Genomic DNA, 24,828 nt, shown 5'->3' with positions numbered 1-24,828 from the left:
GCTCAGACCCCCAGCCGGATCTGGACGCCGCCCCGGGGCAACCCGGTGGCGGCGTCGGTCCACCCGCGCCCGGACGCGCTGCGCGTCCAGCGCGACCCCTCGACGCTGACCTCGGTGACGTCGTACGCCGCGGCGCTCGCCACGGCCCAGCCCGCGACCGCCCACGCCAGCCGCGCGTCCCCGTCCAGCTCGAACTCCAGCGCCCGGCCGCGGGTGCCCTCCACGACCCGCGGGGTCGCCGTCGTCACCTGCGTCGTGGCCGCGTCCGCGACCCGCTGCGCCTCGGGGGACAGCTGCACGTCGTCGCCGGAGACCTGCGAGCGCGGGGCGTCGCGCAGGTGGCAGGTGAACCCGCCGGGGGAGTAGCCGGTCAGCGCCGAGGCGATGAGCCGCCCCTCGTCCTCGTGGTCGCCGTACGCCAGCGGGAACCCGCTGCGCTGCACGCGCTGCGCGGCGTCGGTGACCGGCATGTCCCGGTACCCCTCGACCTCCACGAGCGCGTCGTAGAAGGCGTTCGTGGCGAACACCGGGTCCTGCAGCTGCTCCGGGGTCCCCCAGCCCTGCGAGGGCCGCTGCTGGAACAGGCCCAGGGAGTCGCGGTCGCCGTGGTCGAGGTTGCGCATCCCCGACTCCTGCACGATCGTCGCGATCCCGATCGTGGCCGCCCGCGCGGGCAGGCCGCGGCGCACCGACAGGCCCACGACGGTGGCGGCGTTGGCCGCCTGCTCCGGGCTCATCGACGTCGACTCGCCGTCGACCGTGGCGGTGCAGCGCTCGACGACGACGGGGGCGTCGGGGTCGCGGGTGATCCACACCGCCGTGCCCGCGACGACCACCCCGGTCACCAGGAGCGTCGTCGCCAGGCGCAGCCGGCGGGTGCGGCGCGTCCCCGCCGACGGGCGGCGGGGACGGGCGGGGCGGGCGGGACGGGCGTCGCGGGTCGGCACCTCAGTTGGCGTGCAGCGCGGCGTTCAGCTCGACCTTGACGCCCTTGCGGGGCAGCGCCTCGACCTGGCCGGTCAGGGAGTTGCGGCGGAACAGCAGCCCGTCCGAGCCCGACAGCGCGCGCGCCGCGACGATCTCGCGGACCGTGCCGTCCTCGGCCAGCAGCGTCACCTTCGTGCCGGCGGTGACGTACGTGCCGGCCTCCACGACGCAGTCGTCGCCCAGGCTGATGCCGGTGCCCGAGTTCGCGCCCAGCAGCGTGCGCTCGCCGATGCGGACGACCTGCTTGCCGCCGCCGGACAGCGTCCCCATGATCGAGGCGCCGCCGCCGACGTCGGAACCGTCGCCCACGACCACCCCGGCCGAGATGCGGCCCTCCACCATCGACACGCCCACGGTGCCGGCGTTGAAGTTCACGAAGCCCTCGTGCATGACGGTCGTGCCCTCGGCCAGGTGCGCGCCCAGGCGGACCCGGTCGGCGTCGGCGATGCGGACCCCGGTGGGCGTGACGTAGTCGGTCATCCGGGGGAACTTGTCGATGCCGAGGACGGTCACCGGGCCGACGTTGGCCCGCAGCGCCAGCCGGGTCCGCTCGAAGTCGGTGACGGCGCACGGGCCGTGGTTGGTCCACACGACGTTGGCCAGGACCCCGAAGATCCCGTCGAGGTTCGCCCCGTGCGGGGCGATGAGCCGGTGCGAGAGCAGGTGCAGGCGCAGGTAGGCGTCGGCGGTGTCGGCCGGGGCTGCGTCGAGGTCGACGTCGACGGTCAGGACCCGCTGCCTGGTGCGGCGGTGGATGTCGTCGGTCTCCAGCGAGGCCAGCTCGGCGGGCACGCCGTAGGAGCTGGTCGTGGGGGCGCCCCCCAGCGCGGGGAAGGGGAACCACACGTCGAGCACGGTCCCGTCCTCGGCGTAGGTCGCCAGCCCGTGCCCCCAGGCCCGCCGGCCCGTCGTCGTCCCGGACGTCGCGGGGGTCTGGTCGTCGGTGCTCTGCGCGCTCACGGACCCGACCCTACAAGCGCCGCCCCGCGGGTCCGACGTCCCGTCGCGGGCCGTGGCTAGGGTGAGCCCGTGACCGCAGCGCCCCACCCGCTCGACCTGACCGACCCCTCGATCGACGTCGTCGAGCTGACGCGGCGGGTGTGCGACACCCCCTCCGTCAGCGGTGACGAGACCGCGCTGGCCGACGCCGTCGAGGCCGCGCTGCGCGCCCCCGGGGTCTTCGAGGTGACCCGCGACGGGGACGCCGTGGTGGCCCGCACGGCGCTGGGCCGCGCCGAGCGCGTCCTGCTGGCCGGGCACCTGGACACCGTCCCGCTGACCGACCCGCCGAACCTGCCGGTGCGCCGCGAGCAGCACCCCGTCGACGGCGACGTCCTCGTGGGCCGCGGGACGTGCGACATGAAGGGCGGCGTGGGGGTGCAGCTGGCGCTGGCCCGGCGCGTCGCGGCCGCGGGGGAGGCCAACCGGCGCGACGTGACGTTCGTGTTCTACGACCACGAGGAGGTCGAGGCGGCCCGCAACGGCCTGGGCCGGCTGGCGCGCAACGCCCCGCACCTGCTGGCGGCCGACTTCGCGGTGCTGCTCGAACCGTCCTCGGCCGTCGTGGAGGGCGGCTGCAACGGCACCCTGCGGGCCGAGGTCACCACGACCGGCAAGGCCGCCCACTCGGCCCGGCCGTGGCGCGGGCGCAACGCCATCCACGACGCCGCGCCCGTCCTGGCCCGGCTCGCCGCGTACGAGCCGCGCGAGGTCGACGTCGAGGGGCTGGTGTTCCGCGAGGCCCTCAACGCCGTGCTGGTCTCCGGCGGCATCGCCACGAACGTCATCCCCGACCGGTGCGTCGTCACCGTCAACTACCGGTTCGCGCCCTCGATCGACGCCGCCGCCGCCGAGGCGCACGTGCGGGAGGTCTTCGACGGGTTCGACGTGCGGGTCACCGACGCCGCCGACGGCGCCCGGCCCGGGCTGCACCTGCCCGCGGCGGCCGACTTCGTCGCCCGCACGGGCACGACCCCGCTGCCGAAGTACGGCTGGACGGACGTGGCCCGGTTCTCCGCGCTGGGCGTGCCCGCCGTGAACTACGGGCCCGGCGACAACGCCACGGCCCACGCCGACGACGAACGCTGCCGGACCGCGGAGCTCGAGCAGTGCCTCGACGTCCTCTCCGGCTGGCTGCTGGGAGGGGACTCGTGAGCACGATCTGCTTGTACGGCAGCGCATCCGGCGGGATCGACCCGGCGCACGTCGAGCTCGCCGCCCGGGTCGGGCGGCTGATCGGCGAACGCGGCCACGACCTCGTCTACGGCGGGGGCGGGACGTCGGTCATGGGTGCCGCCGAGGCCGCGGCCCGCGCCGCGGGGGCGCGCACCACGGGCGTCATGCCCCAGGCGCTGATGGAGCTCGAGCTGCCGCCGGCCGGGCTCGGCGAGCTCGTCGTCACCCAGGACATGCGCCAGCGCAAGGCCGAGATGGACGCCCGGGCCGACGCGTTCGTCGTGCTGCCCGGCGGGCTCGGGACGCTGGAGGAGCTGTTCGAGATCTGGGTGGCCCGCACCATCGGCCTGCACACCAAGCCCCTCGCGGTGCTGGACTGCGACGGTCACTACGCGGGGCTGAAGGACTGGCTGGAGGGGCTGGTGGCCCGGGGCTTCGCCCGCCCCCTGGTCTTCGACTGCATCCGCTGGACCGACGACCCCGAGGAGGCGCTGGACCACCTGGAGCGGGCGCCCCGGGAGCGGGTGCGGCTGCCGAGCTCGGAGATCGTCGGGACGTTCGTGGAGTTCCCCACCGACACCGGGGACGGCGCCGGGGCGCTGCGGGAGGGGGGGACGTCGTGACGCTCGTCCTGCTGGTCCTCGTGCTGCTGACCGTCGGCGCCGTCGTCGCCGTCGTCACCGGCCGCGTCAGCGGCGCCCTGGGCCCGGCCACCTCCACCCGCCCGTTCCGCGGGCTGCCCGAGGGGCCCGTGGTGGCGGCCGACGTCGACGCGGTCCGCTTCTCCCTGGGCCTGCGGGGCTACCGGATGGACGAGGTGGACGCCGTCCTGGACCGGCTGCGCGAGGAGATCCGCGAACGCGACGAGGAGCTGGCGGCGTGGCGCACCGCCGAGGACTGAGCGCCGTGGGCCCGCGCGGGACCGTGGACTTCACCGCCACCGCCCTGGTCCCGGGCCGGGTGCGGCACGTCTTCGACGTCCTCACCGACTGGCCGCGGCAGACGGCCTGGGTCCCGGCGACCGTCGTGGCGCGCCCCGACGGCGGGCCCGTCGCCGCGGTGGGGGAGCGGTTCACGGCGACCACGACGCTGGGTCCGTTCGTCCTGGTCGACTCGATGGAGGTCGTCTCCCGCGTCGTGCCGGACCCCGCCTCCGGGGTCGCCGGGCGCGTGGGCGTCGTGAAGACGGGGGACGTGCTCGGCGGTGACGTGGAGATCGTCGTGGCCCCCGCCGGGCCGGGGCTGGTCCGGGTGGAGTGGACCGAGCGGATCGTCGTGCGCCCGCGGTGGCTGGCCCGGCTGGCGGCCCTGGGCGGCCCGCTGCCGGGCCTGGTGGGCCGGACGGCCTTCGAGGCGGTGCTGCGCGCCGCGGCGGACGACCTGCGCGGACCGTCGTGAGCGCACCGGTCACCGGACCGCGCGCGCCCTCACCGCTGGCGCGGTCGGTCCGGTCGGCGACGGCCTCGGCGCACCGGTGGTGGTCGCGCGCGCCCGCCGCCGCGCGGGTGCTCGCCGTCTACGCCCTCGCCCGGCTGTTCTCGGCGTTCGTGCTGGCCGAGGTCGCCCGCTTCCAGGTCGCCAGCCAGTGGACGCCGGACGACCCCGGCTACGGCGACGTGCTGGGGCTGTGGGACGCCACCTGGTACCGGCGGATCGCCACCGAGGGGTACCCCTCGTCGGTGCCGCTGGGGCCGGCGGGGGACCCGCAGCAGTCGGCGCTGGCGTTCTACCCGCTGGCCCCGCTGCTGGCCCGGCTCCTCATGGTCACCGGGATGTCCTTCGAGGCGGCCGGTGCGCTCGTCGCCCTGGCCGGCGGTGCGGCCGCCGCGGTGGGGGTGCACGCCCTGCTGCACCGCGCGCTGAGCGAGCGGGTGCCGCCGGCGGTGGCCCGGCGCGGGGCGTGGAGCGCGGCCGTCCTGTTCTGCCTCACCCCGCCCTCCCCGGTGTTCCAGGTGCCGTACACCGAGGGCCCGGCGCTGGCCCTGCTGGTGGCCTTCCTGCTGTGCCTGCAGCGCGGCCGGTACGGCCCGGCGGCGCTCGTCGCCCTGCTGCTGGGGCTGACCCGGCCGGTGGCGGTGCCGCTGTCGGTGGTCGTGGTCGTGCACCTGGCCCTGCGCGCGCGGGCCGGGCGCCGGGCCGGGGCGGTGCTGGGCGGCCGGGAGGCGCTGCGCTGCCTGGGCCTGCTGGCCGCCTCCGGGGCCGCGGGCCTGCTGTGGCCGCTGATCACCTGGTCGATGACGGGGCGCCGCGACGCCTACACGGCGACGATGGGGGCCTGGCGGGCCGGCGGTGAGGTGGTCCCGCTGGAGCCCTGGTGGGGGATCTCGCAGTACGTCCTGGGCCCGCCCGGCCCGCTGCTGCTGGTGGCGGCCGTCGCCGCCTACGCCTGGTGGCTGCTGTCGGCGCGCACCCGCGTGCTGGGCCCGGAGCTGCGGGCGTGGTGCCTGGCGTACGTGGGGTACCTGCTGCTGGTGCTGGACCCGTTCACCAGCCTGTTCCGCTACCTGATCTTCCTCTTCCCCCTCGGTGCGCTCGTCGCGACCGGTCGCCGGGGACCGGCACCGCTGACCGGGTGGGTCGTCTGTTCGCTTGCCCTGCAAGTGGTGTGGGTGGCCTGGCTGTGGCGGTTCTCCCCGCCCGCGGACTGGCCGCCGTGACCGGCGCGCGCTGCGCGCGTGATCGTCGGCGAGCCCCTGCGCCGAGCAGGGGGGTCCGGTGGGGGATGATGTACCCCGACACGCCGACCTGACCGGGTGCGCAGGCAACCGGTCGCCGGGTCCGCTGCGCACGAGAGACGACGAGAGGGAGCACGCCGATGGCGGCCATGAAGCCGAGGACCGGGGACGGTCCGCTGGAGGTCACCAAGGAAGGGCGCGGCATCGTCCTTCGGATGCCGCTGGAAGGCGGGGGCCGGCTCGTGGTGGAGATGACTCCCGACGAGGCCAAGGCGCTCGGAGAGGCCATCACCTCGGTCGTGGGCTGAGGGACCAGGACGGGGCGGGCACCGCGACGGTGCCCGCCCCGACCCGTTCGCACCACCCGTCACCTCGACGACAGGACACCCCGTGAGCACCTCCACCACCGGCTCCCCGGTCACCTCCGCCGCCCCCGACCTGCGCCGCTGGGTGCCGCCCGCCGTCGAGGTGCGCCGCGGCGACCTCGTGGGCGCGGACCTGTCCGGGCTGGACGTCCTGGCGGTGCCGGTCGCGGCGGGCGAGGGCGCGGACGCGCCGCTGCAGCCGCGACCGGGGGCCGCCGACGCCGCCGTCCGCTACGGCATCGACCTGGCCGCGGTCTGCGCGGCCGAGCAGGTCACCGGGGCCGGTGCCGCGGTGACCCGCCTGCCCGTCCCCGCTCCGGACGGCAGCCCCCGCAAGCTGCTGGTGGTCGCGGTCGGCGACTCCTCCCCGGCCGCGCTGCGCCGCAGCGGTGCGGCGCTGGCGCGGGCCGCCTCGACCGGCGACGTGGCGACGACGCTGGCCGACGGGGTCGGCCCGGCCGGCACCCGCGCCCTCGTCGAGGGGTTCCTGCTCGCCTCGTACGCCCCCCCGGTCAGCGGCCGCCGCGCGGCCTCGGAGCCGGCCGCCCGCCGGCTGGTGCTGTTCGGGGCGGTGGACCCCGCCGACGTCCGGCACGCCGAGGTCAGCGCCGGCGCGACCGTCCTGGCGCGGGACCTGGCGGCCACGCCGTCGAACCTCAAGGACCCGCGGTGGGTGGCCGAGCAGGCCCGGCAGGTCGCGCAGGGGCTGCGGCTGGAGGTGGACGTGCGCGACGAGGCGCGGCTGCGCCGGGAGGGCTTCGGCGGCCTGCTGGCCGTCGGCGCCGGGTCCGCGTCCCCGCCCGCGCTGGTGCAGGTGGGCTGGACCCCGCGGGCCGCGCCGGGCGCGCCGCACGTCGTCCTGGTCGGCAAGGGCATCACGTACGACACCGGCGGGCTGGGCATCAAGCCGCGCGAGTCGATGGTGGCGATGAAGACCGACATGGCCGGGTCGGCGGCCGTGCTGGCCGTCGTCGCCGCCGCGGCGCGCCTGGAGCTGCCGGTGCGGGTGACCGGGCTGCTGGCGCTGGCCGAGAACTCCTTCGGCGCCTCCTCCTACCGGCCCGGCGACGTCGTGACCCACTACGGCGGCCGCACGACGGAGGTCAACAACACCGACGCCGAGGGCCGGCTGGTGCTGGGCGACGCCCTGGCCTACGCCGACGCCGTCCTGCGCCCCGACGTCCTCGTCGACGTGGCGACCCTCACGGGGGCGGCGACGCTCGGGCTGGGCAAGCGGCACGCCGCCCTGTACGCGACCGAGGCGTCCCTGGTGGAGGAGCTGGTCGCGGCGGCGGGGGTCACGGGCGAACGGGTGTGGCACATGCCGCTGGTCGAGGACTACGCCGACGCCATCGCGTCCGACGTGGCCGACGCCCGCCAGGTGACGACGACCCCGGGGCACGGGGCCGGCTCGATCGTGGCGGCGCTGTTCCTGCGGCCCTTCACCGGCGGCCGGCGCTGGGCCCACCTGGACATCGCCGGGACCGGCCGGGCCGACGGTCCCGAGCACGAGGTCACCCGCGGGGCGACGGGCTTCGGGGCCCGGCTGCTGCTGGAGTGGCTGGAGTCGTCGGTGGCGCGGGGCTGACCCCGCGGGGCCGACCCGCCGGCGCCGTCGGCGGCTCAGCCGTGCTTGACGGCCAGGAGCAGCCCGTCGCCGGTGGGCAGCATCGCGGGGAACCAGTTGCCGTCCTCGAGCACGACGCGGGACACCTCGCGCAGCGCCGCGGTCGAGGCGTCCCGCACGGCCGGGTCCACCACGCGCCCCTTGAACAGGGCGTCGTCCACGACGAGCAGCCCTCCGGCCCGCAGCAGCCGGTGCGCCTGCTCCAGGTAGGCGCCGTACTCGCGCTCGTCGCCGTCGAGCAGGACGAGGTCGTAGGCGCCGTCGGTCAGCCGGGGCAGCACCTCCAGGGCCCGCCCGTTGATGAACCGGGCCCGGTTGGTGCGGATGCCGTCGTCGGCGACGGCCTCGCGGGCGGCGCGCTGGGCCTCCCCGTCGGGGTCGATGGTCGTGACGACCCCGTCGTCGGCCATGCCGCGCAGCAGGCTGAGCAGGGACACGCCGGTCCCGGTGCCGACCTCCACGACCGTCCGGGCGCCGGCGGCGGCGGCGAGCACGGTGAGGGCGGCGGCCACGCCGGTGCTGACCGGCTCGACGTCGAGCTCGGCGGCGCGGGCCCGGGCTCGCTGGAGCACGTCGTCCTCGGGGACGAACTGCTCGGTGTAGGCCCAGCTGGCGGGCTGCTTGCTGGACGGGCGAGACGGAGACGTCGGCACGTGCGCAATCTAGTGCACACCCCGATCTCACCCCTCGTCGCCGAACGGCTGCGCTGCGTCAAGGCGTGGGTGCCCTCGCTGTGCGCGGACCGTGACCGAGGCGTGCGGGGGCCGCGTGTCGACGCCCCTCGGGAGGACCGGGGAACCCCGCAGGTCAGACCTCCGTTGGACCCCCCGACGCCGACGGGGTGGACCTGGCGGTGGTGACTGGCCCAGACGTTGGGAGTGGGAGACCATGGGAGCACTGGCGGTGCCGTTCGCGGCCCCCTTCCCCGCCCGTTCCAGGAGGAACACCGTGAGCGACGACACCGGCGACACCGCCGGTCGGTCCGCCGTACCCGCCGTCGACCCCGCGACGCTGTCGCCCGCGGTCGCGGCCTCGGCGTGGGTGCCGCCCACGTGGGAGGAGGTCGTGCGCGACCACTCCACCCGGGTGTACCGCCTCGCCTACCGCCTCACGGGCAACCGCCACGACGCCGAGGACCTCACCCAGGAGGTCTTCGTCCGCGTCTTCCGGTCCCTGTCCAACTACCAGCCCGGCACCTTCGAGGGCTGGCTGCACCGCATCACCACCAACCTCTTCCTCGACCAGGTCCGCCGCAAGCAGCGCATCCGGTTCGACGCGCTCGCCGACGACGCGAACGAGAAGCTCCCCAGCACCGACGTCGGGCCCGAGCGCGCCTACGAGCACCGCAACCTCGACGACGACGTGCAGCGGGCCCTGGACGCCCTGCCGCCGGACTTCCGCGCCGTCGTGGTGCTGTGCGACATCGAGGGGCTGTCGTACGAGGAGATCGCCGCGACGCTGGGCGTCAAGCTCGGCACCGTGCGCTCGCGCATCCACCGCGGCCGCGCCCAGCTGCGCGCCGCGCTGGCCCACCGCGCGCCGCGGCCCGGTACCGGCACCGCCCAGCTCGCCCTCGGCGAGGAGAAGCGGTGAGCGGTCCGCACCTCGGCGCCCGCGTGTCCCCGCTGGTCGACGGGCGGCTCGCGGCCGACGCCGAGGCCCGCGCCGGTGAGCACGTCCGCGCCTGCCCCGAGTGCGCCGACGCCGTCGAAGCCGAGCGGCTGGTCCGGGCCCGCCTGCGTTCCCTGGGCGTCCCGGAGCTGTCCGAGGACCTCGTGACCCGCCTGCTGGAGATCGGCGGGCCCAGCGGCCCGCTGCGCCCGCGCGACGCCCCGATCGCCAACCCCGCGCGGCCGGTCGTGGGCGTCGCCCCGCCGTCGCGGACCGACCCGGTGCGCCGGCGCGGCACCCGGGGCCCGGCCGGCCGCGCGGTGCGCCGCGCGCGCCGCCGCCCGGTGGCCGTCGCGCTCGCGGGCACCTTCTCGCTGCTGGGCGCCGGCATCGTCGGCGTCCTCGTGCTCGGCGGCCTGCCCGGCGGTGGTGACGTGCAGGCGCCCGTGGCGGAGCTGCGGGCGACCCCGTCGGCGTCCTCCGGCGCGCCGGTGGCCACGGTCACCCCGCCCGCCGCGGACCCGGCCGTCGGCGCCACCCCCACCGCGGCCCCGTGAGCACCCCCGGCCACCCCGGCGGCGACCGGTCCGGGCGCGAGCCGGACCGGCCCGGCGGCTGGGCCGACCCCGCCGACGGGCCCGCGCCCCGGGACCCGTGGGCCGGCGGCCCGCAGGACCCCCGCTCGACCAACCCGTGGTGGCAGCCCGGGCCGCAGGGGGCCCCGCCGCCGGCGGGTCACGACGCCTACCCCCCGCACGCGCCGGTCGACCCCTACGCGGTCGGTCCCGGCCCCGGGCCGGTCGCGCCACCGGACCCCCACGGCCCGGCTCCCCGCCGGGGCAAGGGCTCGCCCGCCCGCTGGATCGGGGCGGGGTCGCTGGTGCTGCTGCTCGGCGTCGTCGGGGGCTTCGCCGGGGGGCTGCTGCAGGACGAGCTGTCCGACCGGGACGGCACGTACCCGTCGGTGGCGCTGCCGAGCCCGTCGGCCGGCAGCACCGAGCGCCCGCAGGGGTCGGTCGCCGGGATCGCCGCGACGGCGCTGCCCAGCGTGGTCGCCCTGCAGGTGGTCGGGGCCCAGGGGGCGGGGACCGGGTCGGGCTTCGTGCTCGACGCCCCCAGCGACGACGGCACCTTCATCCTCACCAACAACCACGTCGTGGCCGGGGCCTCGGCCGACGGCGTCGTCGTGGTCTTCCAGGACGGCCAGCAGGCGCAGGCCGAGGTGGTCGGGGCCGACGCCTCCTACGACCTGGCCGTCGTGCGGGTCCAGCGCACCGACCTCGCCGCCCTGCCGTTCGGCGACTCCGCCTCCGTCGTGGTGGGCGACCCCGTCGTGGCCGTGGGGGCTCCGCTGGGGCTGCAGGGCACCGTCACCGAGGGGATCGTCTCGGCCCTGAACCGCCCGGTGACGGCCGGGGAGTCCGACGACGCCTCCTACATCCAGGCCATCCAGACCGACGCCGCGATCAACCCGGGCAACTCCGGCGGGCCGCTGCTCAACGCGGCGGGGCAGGTCATCGGCATCAACTCGGCCATCGCGGCCCTGCCGGGGGCCGGGCAGAGCGGGACCGGCAGCATCGGGCTGGGGTTCTCCATCCCGTCCGAGCAGGCCCGCCGCACCGCCGAGCAGCTGATCCGCACCGGCCGGGCCGTCCACCCGGTCATCCGGGTCTCCCTGGACAACTCCTACACGGGGCAGGGCGTGCAGATCGTCGACCAGCCCGGTGCCGTCGAGGCGGGTGGACCGGGCGACCGCGCCGGTCTGCGCCCGGGGGACGTGGTGCTCGCGATCGACGGGCGCCCGGTGACCGAACCGGTGGAGCTGATCGTCGACATCCGGGCCCGCGAACCCGGCGAAACGGTGACGTTGTCGGTCCGGCGGGGGGACCAGACGGTGGAGGTCCCCGTCACGCTCGAAGCCGACGGTTAGGATCGCAGCGTGTTCGGCATCAACGGGGGCGAACTGATCGTCCTCCTCGTCGTGGCGCTGGTGGTGCTCGGTCCCGAGCGCCTCCCGCACTACGCCGAGCAACTGGCAGGTCTGGTCAAGTCCGCGCGGCGCTTCGCCAAGGGCGCTCAGGCGCAGATGCGCGAGGAGCTGGGCCCGGAGTTCGACGACATCGACTGGCAGAAGCTCGACCCGCGGCAGTACGACCCGCGCCGCATCGTGCGCGACGCCCTGACCGAGGCGTGGGACGACGACGAGCCCGCGCCGCGGTCGACGCCGGCGAAGCGCTCCACCGGTGGGCTGGACCTGTCGAAGGGCGCCTCGGCGCCGGCGGCGAAGCCCTCCCCGGTGCCCTACGACGAGGACGCGACCTGAGCTGAGGCTCAGGCCACGCTGACGCCCAGGCGCCGGCCGGCGAGCCCGAGCGGGCGGCGGGCCAGGGTCCGGGCGAGGTCGCGCAGGACGCGGGCGGCGGGGGAGTCGGGGTGCGTGAGCACCACGGGGGCCCCGGCGTCGCCGCCCTCGCGCAGCGCGACGTCCATCGGCACCTGCGCCAGCAGGGGCACGTCGGTGCCGAGCTTGTGCGTCAGCGACTGCGCGACGACGGCCCCGCCGCCGGAGCCGAACACCTCCAGGCGCTGGCCGTCGGGCAGCTCGAGCCAGCTCATGTTCTCCACGACGCCGACGACGCGCTGCTCGGTCTGCGCGGCGACGGACCCGGCGCGCTCGGCCACCTCCGACGCGGCGACCTGCGGGGTCGTGACGACGACGATCTCGGCCCGCGGCAGCAGTTGCCCGACGCTGATGGCGACGTCGCCGGTGCCCGGCGGCAGGTCCAGGAGCAGCACGTCCAGGTCGCCCCAGAACACCTCGGAGGCGAACTGCTGCAGGGCGCGGTGCAGCATCGGGCCGCGCCAGGCCACGGGCTGGTTGCCGGGCACGAACATCCCGATGGAGATGACCCGGACGCCGTGCGCGACGGGCGGGATGATCATCGAGTCGACCTTGGTGGGCTTGCCCCGCACGTCGAGCAGGCGCGGGATGGAGAACCCGTGGACGTCGGCGTCGAGCAGGCCGACGCGCAGGCCGTCGGCGGCCATGGCCGCGGCGAGGTTGGCGGTGACGCTGGACTTGCCCACCCCGCCCTTGCCGGAGGCCACGGCGTAGACCCGGGTGAGGTTGCCGGGGTCGTTGAAGGGGATGGTCGGGGCCGCACCGGTGGTGCCGCGGACGGTGGCGGTCAGGGCGCGGCGCTGCTCGGCGTTCATCTCCCCGAGGTGCACGCGCACGGCGCGGGCGCCCTCGACGGTGCGCACCGCGGCGGTGACCTCGCGGGTGAGGGTGTCGCGCATGGGGCAGCCGGCGGTGGTGAGCAGGATCCGCACGTCGACCTGCCCGGCGTCGTCGACGTCGACGCCGTCGACCATGCCGAGGTCGGTGATGGGCCGGTGCAGTTCGGGGTCGTCGACCGACTTCAGGGCCTGCAGGACTCCCGCGCGCACGCTCTCGGGACCGGGCGTGGACGACATGCCCCCAGCGTACGGGGCGGTGGTTGACCCCTCCGCCCCCCGGTGGGAGGGTGACGCTGGAAAGCGCTTCCCTCACCGTGGAGGACCACGTGCCCGCTCGTCGCTACGCCCTCGTCGGGACCGGCTCCCGCGCCTCGATGTACGTCTCCGCCCTCGCCGCCGACACCGGTGGGCGCGGCGACCTGCTCGTCGCGCTCGCCGACACCAACCCCGGCCGGATGGCCGTGCACACCCGCCGCCTCGTCGAGGCCGGCCGGCCCGCCCCCGAGCACCTCGACCCCACCGGCCTCGCCGACGCCGTGCGTCGCCTCGGGATCGACCGCGTCATCGTCACCGCCCCCGACCGCTTCCACGCCGAGCACGTCGTCGCCGCGCTCGACGCCGGCGCCGACGCCGTGGTGGAGAAGCCGTTGACGACCGACGAGGACGGCGTCCGGCGCATCGCCGAGGCCGTCGAGCGCACCGGGCGTGAGGTGCTCGTCACGTTCAACTACCGGTACGCGCCGCGCAACAGCGCCCTCAAGCAGGTGATCGCCGACGGCGAGATCGGCGACGTGACCTCGGTCCACTTCGAGTGGGTCCTCGACACCGCCCACGGCGCCGACTACTTCCGCCGCTGGCACCGGCAGAAGGAGAACTCCGGCGGCCTGCTGGTCCACAAGAGCTCCCACCACTTCGACCTCGTGAACTGGTGGACCTCCGGCGTCCCCACCCGCGTCTTCGCCAGCGGCGGGCTGCGCTTCTACGGCGCCGAGAACGCCGCCGCGCGCGGGCTCGGGCCCCGCCCCGAGCGCGGGACGTCCGAGGCCGGGCGCCGGGACGCCTTCAGCCTGGACCTCGCCGCGAACGACGCCTACCGCGAGCTGTACCTCGACAACGAGCGGTACGACGGGTACCTGCGCGACCGGGACGTCTTCGACGACGGCATCACCATCGAGGACAACCTCGCCCTGGTCGTCGACTACGCCGTGCCCCACGCCGCCGGCCGGCGGACCGCGACGATGTCGTACGCGCTCAACGCGCACTCGCCCTGGGAGGGGTACGTGGTGGCCGTCAACGGCACCCGCGGCCGGGCCGAGCTGACCGTCGTGGAGCGGGGGTCGGTGCCGCCGGCCGACGGGGCCGGGGGAGCCGGGGGAGCCGACGGGGTGGTCGTCGACCCGAGCATGCACCCCGACGGCGTGGGCGCCGACGCGGCCCGGCCGGTGTCCGAGCGCCTCGTCGTCCAGCAGCACTTCCGCACCGCGCGCGAGGTCCCGATCGTCGGCGGCGAGGGCGGGCACGGCGGCGGCGACGCGCTGCTGCTGCGCGACGTCTTCGACGGCCCGGGCCCGGACCCGTTGCAGCGCACCGCTTCCTGGCGCGACGGCGTCCGGTCGGTCGTCGTCGGCATCGCGGGGAACGCCTCGCTGGCGACGGGCCGGGCCGTGCGCACGGCCGACCTGGACCTCGGCCCGGCCGTCACCGCCCTGGGAGCCGAGCTCGCCGGCTCCTGAGGGTCCTCAGCGGGAGGGGACGACGACCGCGCGCCCGGTCAGGGTCCCGGCGCGCAGGCGCTCGTAGGCGGTGGGCGCCTCCTCCAGCGAGAAGGTCTCGGTGTGCACGTCGAGCACGCCCTGGTGGGCCAGTTCGACGAGCTCGATGAGCTCCCCGCGGGTGCCCCAGTAGGGCACCGAGACCGACGCCTCGTAGGCCTGCCGGAAGAACCCGACCTGCGCGGCCGCGGGCGTGCTGGAGATCCCGACGATCGTCACGTCGGACTCCACGCCGGCCACGGCCATCGCCGTGTCGATCGTGGGCTGGGCGCCGACGAAGTCGAGCACGAGGTCGGCGCCCCGCCCGCCCAGCGCCCTCCGCACGTTCGCGGCCGCGTCGGCGTCGGAGAGCACGACCTCGTGGGCGCCGACGGCGGTGGCGAGCGCGAGCTTCTCCTCGGTGACGTCGAGGGCGACCACCCGGGCCGGGGACAGGGCCCGCAGGAGCTGGATGGCCAGGTGCCCCAGGCCGCCGGTGCCGATGACGACGGCGCTCGACCCGGCCCGCAGCTTGCCCAGCGACCGCTTGACCGCGTGGTACGGCGTGAGGCCGGCGTCGGTCAGCGGCACGGTCGTCACCGGGTCGAGGTCGCCGATCGGGACCAGGTGCCGGGGGGAGTCGACGACCATGTGCTCGGCCAGCGCGCCGGGGGCGCCCAGCCCGGGCGGGGCGATGCCCAGCTCCGCGGCCCGCGGGCAGTAGTTCTCCTTGCCCTGGGCGCAGGCGTGGCAGACGCCGCAGCCCCAGGGGCCGTACACGACGACGTCCGTGCCGACCTCGACGCCCTCGGCGCCCGGGCCGAGCTCGACGACGCGGCCGGCGCCCTCGTGCCCCAGCGTCAGCGGCAGGCCGTAGGTGTACTGCTCGGCGGGCAGGCTCATGACGAAGTCGTCGGAGTGGCAGATCCCGGCGGCCGTCACCTCCAGCAGGACCTGACCGGGTCCCGGCGTCGGCGTCTCGATCTCCACGACCTCCGGGGCGCCCCCGATGGTCCGGTACTGGACTGCGCGCACGGCAGTCTCCTCTCCTCGGCGAGTGGTGCGTCGAGAAGGGTACGCCGCTCAGATCGACAGCTGTCGGTCAACCGCCGGCGGTGACGCGGATGACCTCCTCGAAGGTGGTCTCCCCGCGCATCGCCTTCGCCAGCGCCGACTGGCGCAGCGTCTTCATCCCGATCCGCTCCGCCTCGGCCAGCAGCGCCGACTCCGTCGCGTCCTGCATGAGCACCTTGCGCATGCTCGGGGTGACGTCCAGGACCTCGTACACCGCCGTCCGGCCCCGGTAGCCGGTCCCGCCGCACTCGGGGCAGCCGGTGCCCTTCAGCGGGGTCGCGTCGAGGATGTCCTCGATCGTCAGGTCCAGCAGCGCCAGGGTGTCGTCGTCCGGGATGTACCCGTCGGCGCACGAGTCGCACGGCCTGCGGACCAGGCGCTGCGCGATCGCCGCCGTCAGCGAGCTCGCCACCAGGAACGGCGCCGCCCCCATGTCGACCAGGCGCGTCAGGGCCCCGACGGCCGAGTTCGTGTGCAGCGTCGTGAGCACGAGGTGACCGGTCATCGACGCCTTCAGCGCCAGCTCGGCCGTCTCGGAGTCGCGGACCTCACCGATCAGGACGATGTCGGGGTCCTGGCGCAGCACCGAGCGCAGACCCGCCGAGAACGTCATCCCCACCTTCGCGTGCACCTGCACCTGCGTGATGCCGGGCAGCTGGACCTCGACCGGGTCCTCCAGCGTGATGATGTTCTTCTCCGGCGACATCGTCGCGTGGATCGCGGCGTACAGGGTGTTCGTCTTCCCCGACCCGGTGGGACCGGTGATGAGGACGAGCCCCTGCGGCACGCTCAGCGCCTTCTCGAAGATCTCCAGCTGCTCGGGCTCGAACCCCAGCGACGGCAACGACGGCACGTCGTCGCCGCGGGTGAGCAGACGGATGACGATCTTCTCCCCGTGCAGCGCCGGCAGCGTCGAGACGCGGCAGTCGATCGCGGCGCCGTCGACCACCACGCGGGTGCGGCCGTCCTGCGGGACGCGGCGCTCGGAGATGTCCAGCCCGGAAATGATCTTGATGCGGCTGATGACGCTGGGCGCCACCCGCTTCGGCGCGCTCATCACGTCGCGCAGCAGGCCGTCCACGCGGAAGCGCACCCGCAGCTGGTCGCGCTGGGACTCCAGGTGGATGTCGGAGCAGCGCAGCCGCACGGCGTCGGACAGGATCCGGTTGACGAGCTTGACGATGGGGGCGTCGTCGTCGACCGAGCCGTTGAGGGCCGCGAGCGGGTCCTCGTCGTCGTCGTCGGTCGCGTCCTCGACCATCCGCGACACCTGCGAGGTGTCCTCGGTCAGGGACCACGCCCGGGCCAGCTGGTCGCGGATCTGGGAGTCCATCGCCACGACGACGTGCAGCTCCGGCGTGCGCGTGTACAGCTTCACGTCGTCCAGGGCGAGCACGTTCGTCGGGTCGGCGGCCGCGACGAGCAGGTACTCCGGCGTCCGGTCCAGCACCAGCACCCGGCAGCGCTCGGCGACCGCGCGCGGCAGGATCCGCACCACGTCCGGGGCCAGGGTGATGCGCGAGAGGTCGACGTGCTCCAGGTTCAGCAGCTCGGCGAGGCACTGCGCGAGCTCGGCCTCGGAGACCATCCCCAGCTCGACGAGGATCTGGCCCAGGCGCCGGCGCGGGCCCTCGACGTTGCGCTGCTCGGCCAGGGCGACGTCGAGGTCCTCCGGGACCAGCAGGCCCTTCTCGACGAGGACGTCACCGAGGCGCTTGCGGACCTGGGCGCCGCCCTGGGCCGGGACCTGCCCCGTGGCCGGGACGCCGGGGCCGTCGTCGAGAGTCGTCACCCGTCCGCTGTCGGCACGTCCCCCGCCGGACTTGAGCCGGCCCCGGCGGGCGCGCCCGCCGCACCCGGCCCGGCGGTGGGCGACGGCGAGCCGTCCCGCTTGCGCTTCTTGCCCCCGCCCTTGCGCTTGGCGTCGCGCGAGCGGGCGGGCACGCCCGTGCCGCCCTCCTCGGCCAGCTCCTCCAGGATCGAGCGCAGCTCCGAGCGGACGAAGTCGCGCGTGGCGACGTCGCGCAGCGCGATGCGCAGGGCCGCCACCTCCCGCGTCAGGTACTCGGTGTCGGCCAGCCCCCGCTCGTTCTGCGCGCGGTCCTGCTCGTTCAGGACGCGGTCGCGGTCGTCCTGCCGGTTCTGCGCCAGCAGGATCAGCGGCGCCGCGTAGGAGGCCTGCAGCGACAGGATGAGCGTCAGCAGCGTGTAGTTCAGCGCCCGCGGGTCGAACTGCACGCTCTCGGGGGCGAAGGTGTTCCACGCCAGCCACACCGCGACGAACCCCGTCATGTAGACGAGGAACCGGCCCGTGCCCATGAAGCGGGCGAAGGCCTCCGAGGCGCGCCCGAACGCGTCCGGGTCGACCTGCGGACGGGTCAGCAGCGGACGCCGGCTCTCGCGGGGGGTGTCCAGCGACACCGCCTCCCGGCGCTGGTCGCGGCGATTCTGGCGGGACTCACGCACGGGCCGCCTCCTGCCCACCGGGCCCGTCGAGGACCTCCTCGTCGACGTCGCGCCAGTCCTCCGGCAGCAGGTGGTCCAGGACGTCGTCGGCCGTGACGGCCCCCAGCAGGTGCCCGTCCTCGTCGACCACCGGCAGGTTCACCAGGTTGTACGCCGCGAGCCGGCGGGTCACCGCCTGCAGCGTCTCCTCGGGGGCCAGGGGGTCGACGTCGTTGTCGAGGATCTGGCCCAGCGCCGTGTGCGGCGGCTCGCGCAGCAGCCGCTGCAGGTGCGCGACGCCCAGGTACCGGCCCGTCGGGGTCTCCAGCGGGGGGCGGCACACGAACACCGCCGTCGCCAGCGGCACGTTGAGCTCGGTGCGGCGCACGTGCGCCAGCGCCTCGGCCACCGTCGCGTCCGGGGCCAGCACCACCGGGTCGGTCGTCATCAGGCCGCCGGCGGTGTAGTCGTCGTAGGCCAGCAGCCGGCGGACCGGGTCGGCCTCCTCGGGGTCCATCAGCCCCATGAGCCGCTCGGCCTGCTCCGGCGGCAGCTCCGAGAGGAGGTCGGCGGCGTCGTCGGGCTGCATCTCCTCCAGGACGTGGGCGGCCCGGTCGCCGGCCAGACCCGACAGGATCTCGATCTGGTCGTCCTCGGGCAGCTCCTCCAGGACGTCGGCGAGGCGCTCGTCGTCCAGGGCCGCGGCGACCTCGCGGCGGCGCTTGGGCGTCAGCTCGTGGATGACCTCGGCCAGGTCGGTCGCCTTCAGCTCCTCGAAGGCCGCCAGCAGGTTCGTCGCGCCCTGGTCCAGGTCGGGGGAGGCCAGCGCGACGACCCCGCCCGCGACCCCGTCGACGGGGATCGTCATCGTCTCCCCGCGGCGGCGCAACCGGCCCGACAGCCCGCGGGGAGCGCCGCCGCGGCGGACGAACAGGCGGGTCAGGTGCCAGTCGCGGGCGCGCACCGCGTCCAGGCCCAGGTCCTCGATGGTGACCTGGCCGCTGCCGTCGGCGAGCTCGACCGTGCGGTCCAGCAGCTCGGCCAGCAGCAGCGTCTCGGTGCCGCGCTGCTCGAAGCGGCGCATGTTCACCAGGCCCGTGGTGATGACCTGCCCGGCGTCGATCGAGGTGACCCGCGTCATGGGGACGAACACGCGCCGGCGGCCGGGGACCTCCACGACCAGGCCGATGACGCGGACCGGCCCGCGCGGCCGGAGCATGCCCACGACGTCGCGGACCCGGCCGACCTGGTCGCCCTGCGGGTCGAACACCGCCGTGCCCGCCAGGCGGGCGGCGAAGACACGTGTGGTGGGTCCGGTCACACGTTCCAGGCTAAGGGGCTCCCAGCGCGCGCGGGCCCCGGCCCGCTCCTACCGTGGCGCCATGGCCAAGGAGAGCAAGAAGATGAAGTCCGAGGGCACCCCCCTCTACACGATCCCCGGGCTCACCAACGAGCAGGGCGCCGCCATCGCCGCGGTCCTGCAGGACCGCCTGAACGCGCTGACCGACCTGCACCTGACGCTCAAGCACATCCACTGGAACGTCGTGGGCCCGCACTTCATCTCCGTGCACGAGATGCTCGACCCGCAGGTCGACGCCGTGCGGGAGATGGCCGACGCCACCGCCGAGCGGATCGCGACCCTGGGGCTGTCGCCGTCGGGGACCCCCGGCGCGCTCGTCGCCGACCGCACCTGGGACGACTACTCGATCGGGCGGGCCGGGGCCATCGAGCACCTCGGGGCCCTCGACCTCGTCTACGCGGGCGTCATCGAGGACCACCGGAAGGCCATCGAGGCCACCGACGACCTCGACCTCGTCACCCAGGACCTGCTCATCGCGCAGGCCGGTCAGCTGGAGCAGTACCACTGGTTCGTCCGCGCCCACCTGGAGACCTCCGGCGGGCAGCTGAGCACCGCCGGCGCCCAGACCGAGGTCGAGGCCACCCGCCAGGCCGGCCGCGCCGGGGTCAAGCGCAAGTCCTCCTGACCGTCCCCGGGCGTCCGCCCGGACGGGCACGATCGCGCCCCCCGCGGCGTTGGGCAGGATGTCGGTGATCTCCGCACGAGAGCATCGCCCCGATCCCGCGCCGACGTCGCGGGACGGGCCAGGACCGGTGAGGAAGCGTCATGTCGAACCTCGGACCCATGGGCGGTCCGCAGCGGATCTCCACCCCCACCCCGCCGTCGGGGGAGGCGATCGGCCGCTACGCGACGTACTCCGAGGCCCAGCGGGCCGTGGACTTCCTCTCCGACGAGCACTTCCCGGTGCAGAACGTGACCATCGTCGGCAACGGGCTGCAGATGGTCGAGCGCGTCACCGGCCGCCTCACCTACGGGCGCGCGGCCGGCGCCGGCGCCGTCTCGGGGGCCTGGTTCGGTCTGCTCATCGGCCTCATGCTGTCGGTCTTCGGGTCCGGCGGCACCGGCGCGCTGCTGACCGGCCTGCTCATCGGGGCCGGGTTCGGGATGCTCTTCGGGGTCATCTCGTACGCCCTGACCGGCGGGCGGCGCGACTTCACGTCGTCGTCGCAGATCGTGGCCTCGGAGTACACCGTGCTCTGCCTGCCGCAGATGGCCGCCCAGGCCCGCGAGGTGCTGTCCCGCCTGCCCAACGGCCTGGGCCGGGGCACCGGGACGGCCACCCCGGGCCAGGCGCCGTGGGGTGCGCCGGACCCGACCGCGCGGCCCTGGGGCCCCCCGTCCGCCCCGCCCCCCGCCGCGCCCGGCGCCCACCTGCCCCCGCCCCCGCCGGGGTCGGCGCCGGCCGACCAGCCGCCGCCGCCCTCGTTCGAGAAGCCGCGCGAGGAGGCTCCCGCGCCGCCGATGGACCTGTCCGGGCCCACGTACGCCCAGAAGGTGGAGGAGGCGCGCCGGGAGCGGCGGGCCGCCGAGGCCCGCGCGCGCCAGGCCGCCGAGGGCGGCGCCCACCCGGTCCGCCAGGACCAGGACCGCGACGACCGGGGCTGACCCCGGCCCGGCCCGGCCCGGCCCGCGCCTCAGCGCAGCGAGGCCATCCACGCCTCGACGGCGTCGGGCGTGCGGGGCAGGCCCGCGGTGAGGTTCTCCACCCCGTCGGCCGTCACGAGGACGTCGTCCTCGATCCGCACCCCGATGCCGCGCAGCTCCGCGGGAGCCAGCTCGTCCTCGGTCTTGATGTAGATGCCCGGCTCGATGGTGAACACCATCCCCTCGCGCAGTTCCGCGTCCAGGTACATCTCCTTGCGGGCCTGCGCGCAGTCGTGCACGTCCAGGCCGAGGTGGTGGCTGGTGCCGTGCGGCATCCAGCGGCGGTGGAACTGCCCCTCCGGGAGCAGCGACGTGGCCGCGTCGACCGGCAGCATCCCCCACGCCTCCAGCCGCTCGGCGACGACCCGCATCGCGGCCTCGTGGACCTCGCGGAACCGCACCCCGGGCCGGGCGACCGCGAAGGCGGCCTCCGCGGCGTCCAGCACGGCCTGGTAGACGCGGCGCTGCGGCTCGGTGAAGGTGCCGTCCACCGGCAGCGTCCGGGTCACGTCGGCGGTGTACAGCGAGTCCACCTCGACGCCGGCGTCGACCAGCAGCAGCTGACCGGCCTCGACCGGGCCGTCGTTGCGGATCCAGTGCAGTGTGCAGGCGTGGTCGCCGGCGGCCGAGATCGTCTCGTAGCCGACCGCGTTGCCGTCGACGCGGGCGTTGCCGTCGAAGGCGGCCTCCACGACGCGCTCGCCGCGGGGGTGGCCGACCGCTCGCGGCAGGGCGCGGACGATCTCCTCGAAGCCGCGGGCGCTGGCCGCGACGGCCTCGCGCAGCTGCCCCACCTCGTACTCGTCCTTGACCAGCCGCAGCTCCGACAGGGCCGTCGCGAACTCGTCGTCGGCCCGGTCCGGCACCGGCCCGCGCAGCGCCGCCAGGGCCGAGGTGACGCCCGCGTCGGCCTCGGTCAGCACCCGCGACCCCTTCGCCGACGCCAGGGAGGACGTCAGGTCCCCGGTGAGGGCCGCCACGTCGTGCACGGCGAGGCCGGTCCGGGCCGAGAACGCCTCCAGCGTCGGGCGCGGGCCCACCCACAGCTCGCCGTAGCGGGCGTCGGCGAAGAACTCCTCGGTGTCGCGACCGGCCTGCGGGCGCACGTACAGCACCGCGCGGTGGGCGTCGCCGTCCGGGTGCAGGACCAGCACCGCGTCGGGCTCCTGGTCGGTCCCCAGGCCGGTCAGGTGCGCGAACGCCGAGTGCGGCCGGAACCGGTAGTCGGTGTCGTTCGAGCGGCGGACGAGGGTGCCGGCGGGGACGACGAGCAGCTCGCCGGGGAACAGCGACGACAGCACCTCGCGGCGGCGCGCGGCGTACGGCGCCCACGGCGCCGCGTCCAGGTCCTGCGCCGGTCGCGGGCCCCAGCCGTCGGCGATGAAGCGGCGGAAGGCGGCGGAGCGGGGCACGGCGCGGTGCCGGTCGGCGTCCTCGGCCCCCTGCGCGTCCCCGGCCTGCCCCTCGACGGCGGCGCCGCCCGCCTCGGGCGCCCGGCGGTCCAGGACGTCCTCGATCGTGGTGTCCCGGGCCTGCGCGTCGGATCCGGTCGTCGTCTGCGATGTCACCGGTTCATCATCGCCCGCGCCGGGGGCGGCCGTCACCCCGCCCGCGAGCGCCGAGCACGCACGGTGAGCAGAGGTTGACGGTGGGGCCGGGTCGGGGTGACCGTGGGGTATGGGCGGTACTTCGCAGTGCCCCCGCTGCGACGGCGCGGTGCGGGCACCCAGCATCTGGCACTCGGGGTACACCTGCGCGGTCCACGGGGAGGTGGTCCCGCTGCAACCGCCGCACCCGGCCGACGCCGAGCACCTGGCGTGGGTGGCCCGCCACTCCGACGTGCCCGTCTGGCTGCCGTGGCCCCTGCCCGACGGCTGGCTCGTGACCGGCACCCGCTGCGTGCGGGACGGCAAGCACGAGGCGCAGGCCGTCGCGGTGGCCGTCAGCGGCCCCCACCACGGGCCCGCCGGCGGCTCGCCCGTGGCGGACGTGCTGCTGGTGGCCGAGCAGCCCGGGACCGGCCTCGGCGCCCACCTCGCCGGCCGGGACGACGTCGACCCCGGCGAGGGGCTCACCTCCGGCCGGCCCGCCGTGCGGCTGCACGCCGCCGAGGCCTGGACCCCGCTGTGGAGCGTGCCCGCCGACGGCGACCGCGCCGTGCTGGTGGGGGAGGCCGGGGCCGTGTGGCTGTGGGCGCTGCTGTGGCCCGCCGCGGCCGGGCTGACCCTGCTGGACGACCTGCACCTGGTCGACCTGCGCGACCCCGCGCACGAGCTCGACGTGCCCTGCGGGGCGCTGTCGCCGCGGCTGCGCTGGGCCGCCGAGGCCGTCCCGGCCCGCACGTGAACGGACGAGGGCGCCGCGCGGCGTAGAGTCGACGGGTGCGCATCGACCTGCACACGCACTCCACGGCGTCCGACGGGACACAATCCCCGGCCGACGTGATCGCCTCCGCCGCGCAGGCCGGACTCGACGTCGTCGCCCTCACCGACCACGACACGAGCTCGGGCTGGCAGGAGGCCACGGCCGCGGCCGATCGACTGGGACTCCGGCTGGTGCCGGGGGTCGAGATCAGCTGTCTGCTCCGTGGGGTGTCCGTGCACCTGCTGTCCTACCTCCACGACCCCGAGGACCCCGTCCTGGTGGGGATGCTCGCCGAGTCCCGCGCCTCGCGGGTCGGCCGGGCCCGCCAGATGGTGGAGCGGCTGACCCCCGACACCGGGCTGCGCTGGGACGACGTCCTCGAGCAGGTCCACGGCGCCGCGACCATCGGGCGGCCGCACATCGCCGACGCCCTCGTGGCCCGCGGTGTCGTCACCGACCGGGACGAGGCGTTCGCGACGCTGCTGTCGGGCCGCAGCAAGTACTTCGTGCCGCAGACCGCCCCCGACCCCGTGGAGGCCGTGCGCCGCGTCCGGCGCGCCGGCGGGGTGCCCGTCGTCGCCCACCCGGCCGCGTCCAAGCGCGGCTGCTGCATCGCGGACTCCGAGATCGAGGCGATGGCCGAGGCCGGGATGGCCGGCCTCGAGGTCGACCACCGCGACCACTCCGACGGCGAGCGCGCCCACCTGCGCGACCTGGCCCGCGACCTGGACCTGTTCATCACCGGCTCCAGCGACTACCACGGCGCGGGCAAGCAGAACCGGCTGGGCGAGAACACCACCGACCCCGAGTCCCTGGAACGCCTCGACGCGCTCGCCGTCTCGACGCGCGCGGTGCACCCGCTCCCGTGAACTGGCAACTGTTCGGCGAGAGCTTCGTCACCCTGTTCGTGATCATGGACCCGCTGGGGACCGTCCCGATCTTCCTGGGCCTCACGTCCAGCTTCAGCGCGGTCGAGCGGTCCCGGGCCGCCCGTCAGGCCGTCCTCGTGGCCCTCGGCGTCATCGTCGCCTTCGCCGTCTTCGGGCAGAAGATCCTGGATTACCTGCACATCTCGCTGCCCGCCCTGCAGGCCGCCGGTGGCCTGCTGCTGCTGCTCATCGCCCTCGAGCTGCTCACCGGCAAGGGCGACGAGCCGACGAGCACGGTCGGGGTCAACGTCGCGATGGTCCCGCTGGGGACGCCGCTGCTGGCCGGGCCGGGGGCCATCGTGGCGACGATGGTCTTCGTCCAGCAGTCGGACGGCTGGGCGGACTGGTCCGCGGTCGCCCTGGGGGTGCTCGCCGTCCACGTCACGCTCTGGCTCGCGATGCGGTTCGCCGGGCTCGTGCACAAGGTGCTGGGGGACTCCGGGGTCCTGCTGGTCACCCGGGTCGCCGGGCTGCTGCTGTCGGCCATCGCCGTCCAGCTCGTCGCCGACGCCGTGCGCTCGTTCGTGCTCAACGAGGCCTGAGCGCGGACGCGGAAGGGCCCCTGCCGAACGGCAGGGGCC

The 24,828-nt window shown here is 75.7% G+C and carries 26 protein-coding genes; 17 read left to right on the top strand and 9 right to left on the bottom strand.

All coding sequences use genetic code 11. The annotated features are described in order from the left end of the window. Positions 1–2: 2 nt before the first annotated feature. Both ACRYM6_RS14610 and dapD read right to left on the bottom strand, forming a co-directional pair. Complete coding sequence (locus ACRYM6_RS14610) at positions 3–947, bottom strand: hypothetical protein (RefSeq protein ID WP_432543613.1); 945 nt, start codon at positions 945–947, stop codon at positions 3–5. Between the two features lies 1 nt (position 948). After that, entirely contained in the window at positions 949–1,947 is a 999-nt protein-coding gene (dapD, locus tag ACRYM6_RS14605; RefSeq protein ID WP_432543612.1) for a 2,3,4,5-tetrahydropyridine-2,6-dicarboxylate N-succinyltransferase, read from the bottom strand. 69 nt (positions 1,948–2,016) lie between these two features. Between dapD and dapE the strand changes: the two genes are divergently transcribed. The 7 genes from dapE to ACRYM6_RS14570 all read left to right on the top strand — a co-directional run bounded on the left by dapE (position 2,017) and on the right by ACRYM6_RS14570 (position 7,790). Next, positions 2,017–3,141: a succinyl-diaminopimelate desuccinylase gene (dapE, locus tag ACRYM6_RS14600; protein ID WP_432543611.1), complete on the top strand. Its 1,125-nt coding sequence runs from the start codon at positions 2,017–2,019 to the stop codon at positions 3,139–3,141. After that, positions 3,138–3,785: an LOG family protein gene (locus ACRYM6_RS14595; protein ID WP_432543610.1), complete on the top strand. Its 648-nt coding sequence runs from the start codon at positions 3,138–3,140 to the stop codon at positions 3,783–3,785. Before dapE ends, ACRYM6_RS14595 begins: the two co-directional genes overlap by 4 nt. Continuing rightward, positions 3,782–4,063 carry a DivIVA domain-containing protein gene (locus tag ACRYM6_RS14590; protein ID WP_432543609.1) on the top strand — a complete coding sequence of 94 codons (282 nt, stop codon included), beginning with the start codon at positions 3,782–3,784 and terminating at the stop codon, positions 4,061–4,063. The genes ACRYM6_RS14595 and ACRYM6_RS14590 overlap by 4 nt, the downstream gene beginning before the upstream one ends. Continuing rightward, entirely contained in the window at positions 4,042–4,560 is a 519-nt protein-coding gene (locus ACRYM6_RS14585; protein ID WP_432543608.1) for an SRPBCC family protein, read from the top strand. The genes ACRYM6_RS14590 and ACRYM6_RS14585 overlap by 22 nt, the downstream gene beginning before the upstream one ends. Beyond that, positions 4,557–5,819: a hypothetical protein gene (locus ACRYM6_RS14580; protein WP_432543607.1), complete on the top strand. Its 1,263-nt coding sequence runs from the start codon at positions 4,557–4,559 to the stop codon at positions 5,817–5,819. The genes ACRYM6_RS14585 and ACRYM6_RS14580 overlap by 4 nt, the downstream gene beginning before the upstream one ends. A 158-nt stretch (positions 5,820–5,977) precedes the next feature. Beyond that, complete coding sequence (locus tag ACRYM6_RS14575; RefSeq protein ID WP_106210338.1) at positions 5,978–6,145, top strand: DUF3117 domain-containing protein; 168 nt, start codon at positions 5,978–5,980, stop codon at positions 6,143–6,145. A gap of 82 nt (positions 6,146–6,227) precedes the next feature. Further along, positions 6,228–7,790 (top strand): leucyl aminopeptidase family protein, encoded by a 1,563-nt coding sequence (locus tag ACRYM6_RS14570; RefSeq protein WP_432543606.1) that lies wholly within the window; start codon positions 6,228–6,230, stop codon positions 7,788–7,790. A 35-nt stretch (positions 7,791–7,825) separates the two neighbouring features. On the opposite strand, the gene ACRYM6_RS14565 is transcribed toward ACRYM6_RS14570, so the two are convergent. Further along, positions 7,826–8,482: an O-methyltransferase gene (locus ACRYM6_RS14565; protein WP_432543605.1), complete on the bottom strand. Its 657-nt coding sequence runs from the start codon at positions 8,480–8,482 to the stop codon at positions 7,826–7,828. Between the two features lie 235 nt (positions 8,483–8,717). On the opposite strand from ACRYM6_RS14565, the gene sigE reads away from it, so the two are divergent. Genes sigE through ACRYM6_RS14545 form a run of 4 tightly spaced genes read left to right on the top strand, consistent with a single transcriptional unit; the run spans position 8,718 to position 11,763 of the window. Next, positions 8,718–9,422: an RNA polymerase sigma factor SigE gene (gene sigE, locus ACRYM6_RS14560; RefSeq protein WP_432543604.1), complete on the top strand. Its 705-nt coding sequence runs from the start codon at positions 8,718–8,720 to the stop codon at positions 9,420–9,422. Continuing rightward, positions 9,419–9,997: an anti-sigma factor family protein gene (locus ACRYM6_RS14555; protein ID WP_432543603.1), complete on the top strand. Its 579-nt coding sequence runs from the start codon at positions 9,419–9,421 to the stop codon at positions 9,995–9,997. Before sigE ends, ACRYM6_RS14555 begins: the two co-directional genes overlap by 4 nt. Further along, complete coding sequence (locus ACRYM6_RS14550) at positions 9,994–11,370, top strand: S1C family serine protease (RefSeq protein WP_432543602.1); 1,377 nt, start codon at positions 9,994–9,996, stop codon at positions 11,368–11,370. The genes ACRYM6_RS14555 and ACRYM6_RS14550 overlap by 4 nt, the downstream gene beginning before the upstream one ends. 9 nt (positions 11,371–11,379) lie before the next feature. Then, positions 11,380–11,763, top strand: coding sequence for a twin-arginine translocase TatA/TatE family subunit (locus ACRYM6_RS14545; protein ID WP_432543601.1), 384 nt, complete (start codon positions 11,380–11,382; stop codon positions 11,761–11,763). An 8-nt stretch (positions 11,764–11,771) separates the two neighbouring features. On the opposite strand, the gene ACRYM6_RS14540 is transcribed toward ACRYM6_RS14545, so the two are convergent. After that, entirely contained in the window at positions 11,772–12,917 is a 1,146-nt protein-coding gene (locus tag ACRYM6_RS14540) for an Mrp/NBP35 family ATP-binding protein (RefSeq protein WP_432543600.1), read from the bottom strand. Between the two features lie 137 nt (positions 12,918–13,054). On the opposite strand from ACRYM6_RS14540, the gene ACRYM6_RS14535 reads away from it, so the two are divergent. Further along, positions 13,055–14,413, top strand: a complete 1,359-nt coding sequence (locus tag ACRYM6_RS14535; RefSeq protein ID WP_432543655.1) for a Gfo/Idh/MocA family protein — start codon at positions 13,055–13,057, stop codon at positions 14,411–14,413. A gap of 6 nt (positions 14,414–14,419) precedes the next feature. Here the strand turns inward: ACRYM6_RS14535 and ACRYM6_RS14530 are convergent, their stop codons facing one another. The 4 genes from ACRYM6_RS14530 to ACRYM6_RS14515 form a co-directional block, all read right to left on the bottom strand. After that, positions 14,420–15,466, bottom strand: a complete 1,047-nt coding sequence (locus ACRYM6_RS14530) for an NAD(P)-dependent alcohol dehydrogenase (RefSeq protein WP_432543599.1) — start codon at positions 15,464–15,466, stop codon at positions 14,420–14,422. A 67-nt stretch (positions 15,467–15,533) separates the two neighbouring features. Beyond that, positions 15,534–17,297 (bottom strand): GspE/PulE family protein, encoded by a 1,764-nt coding sequence (locus ACRYM6_RS14525; RefSeq protein ID WP_432543598.1) that lies wholly within the window; start codon positions 17,295–17,297, stop codon positions 15,534–15,536. Continuing rightward, the gene (locus tag ACRYM6_RS14520; RefSeq protein ID WP_432543597.1) at positions 17,294–17,971 is read right to left on the bottom strand and encodes a DUF1003 domain-containing protein; all 678 of its coding nucleotides are present in this window, start codon (positions 17,969–17,971) and stop codon (positions 17,294–17,296) included. The genes ACRYM6_RS14525 and ACRYM6_RS14520 overlap by 4 nt, the downstream gene beginning before the upstream one ends. Beyond that, complete coding sequence (locus ACRYM6_RS14515; RefSeq protein WP_432543596.1) at positions 17,964–19,271, bottom strand: magnesium transporter MgtE N-terminal domain-containing protein; 1,308 nt, start codon at positions 19,269–19,271, stop codon at positions 17,964–17,966. The genes ACRYM6_RS14520 and ACRYM6_RS14515 overlap by 8 nt, the downstream gene beginning before the upstream one ends. 61 nt (positions 19,272–19,332) lie before the next feature. Between ACRYM6_RS14515 and ACRYM6_RS14510 the strand changes: the two genes are divergently transcribed. Further along, on the top strand, positions 19,333–19,935 hold the full coding sequence (locus ACRYM6_RS14510) for a Dps family protein (protein WP_432543595.1): 603 nt from the start codon (positions 19,333–19,335) through the stop codon (positions 19,933–19,935). Between the two features lie 140 nt (positions 19,936–20,075). Continuing rightward, positions 20,076–20,915 carry a YflT domain-containing protein gene (locus ACRYM6_RS14505; protein ID WP_432543594.1) on the top strand — a complete coding sequence of 280 codons (840 nt, stop codon included), beginning with the start codon at positions 20,076–20,078 and terminating at the stop codon, positions 20,913–20,915. 29 nt (positions 20,916–20,944) lie between these two features. Here the strand turns inward: ACRYM6_RS14505 and ACRYM6_RS14500 are convergent, their stop codons facing one another. Beyond that, a complete protein-coding gene (locus ACRYM6_RS14500; protein WP_432543593.1) occupies positions 20,945–22,522 on the bottom strand; it encodes an aminopeptidase P family protein in 1,578 nt (525 codons plus the stop codon). Between the two features lie 109 nt (positions 22,523–22,631). Between ACRYM6_RS14500 and ACRYM6_RS14495 the strand changes: the two genes are divergently transcribed. Genes ACRYM6_RS14495 through ACRYM6_RS14485 form a run of 3 tightly spaced genes read left to right on the top strand, consistent with a single transcriptional unit; the run spans position 22,632 to position 24,789 of the window. Then, positions 22,632–23,300, top strand: a complete 669-nt coding sequence (locus tag ACRYM6_RS14495; RefSeq protein ID WP_432543592.1) for a DUF6758 family protein — start codon at positions 22,632–22,634, stop codon at positions 23,298–23,300. Between the two features lie 35 nt (positions 23,301–23,335). Continuing rightward, positions 23,336–24,187, top strand: a complete 852-nt coding sequence (locus ACRYM6_RS14490) for a PHP domain-containing protein (protein ID WP_432543591.1) — start codon at positions 23,336–23,338, stop codon at positions 24,185–24,187. After that, the gene (locus ACRYM6_RS14485) at positions 24,184–24,789 is read left to right on the top strand and encodes a MarC family protein (RefSeq protein ID WP_432543590.1); all 606 of its coding nucleotides are present in this window, start codon (positions 24,184–24,186) and stop codon (positions 24,787–24,789) included. Before ACRYM6_RS14490 ends, ACRYM6_RS14485 begins: the two co-directional genes overlap by 4 nt. The last annotated feature ends 39 nt before the right edge of the window (positions 24,790–24,828 follow it).

It is taken from the genome of Kineococcus rugosus (assembly GCF_050871975.1).
Classification (GTDB): Bacteria; Actinomycetota; Actinomycetes; order Actinomycetales; family Kineococcaceae; genus Kineococcus.
This window is presented reverse-complemented; position numbering and strand designations above follow the sequence as displayed.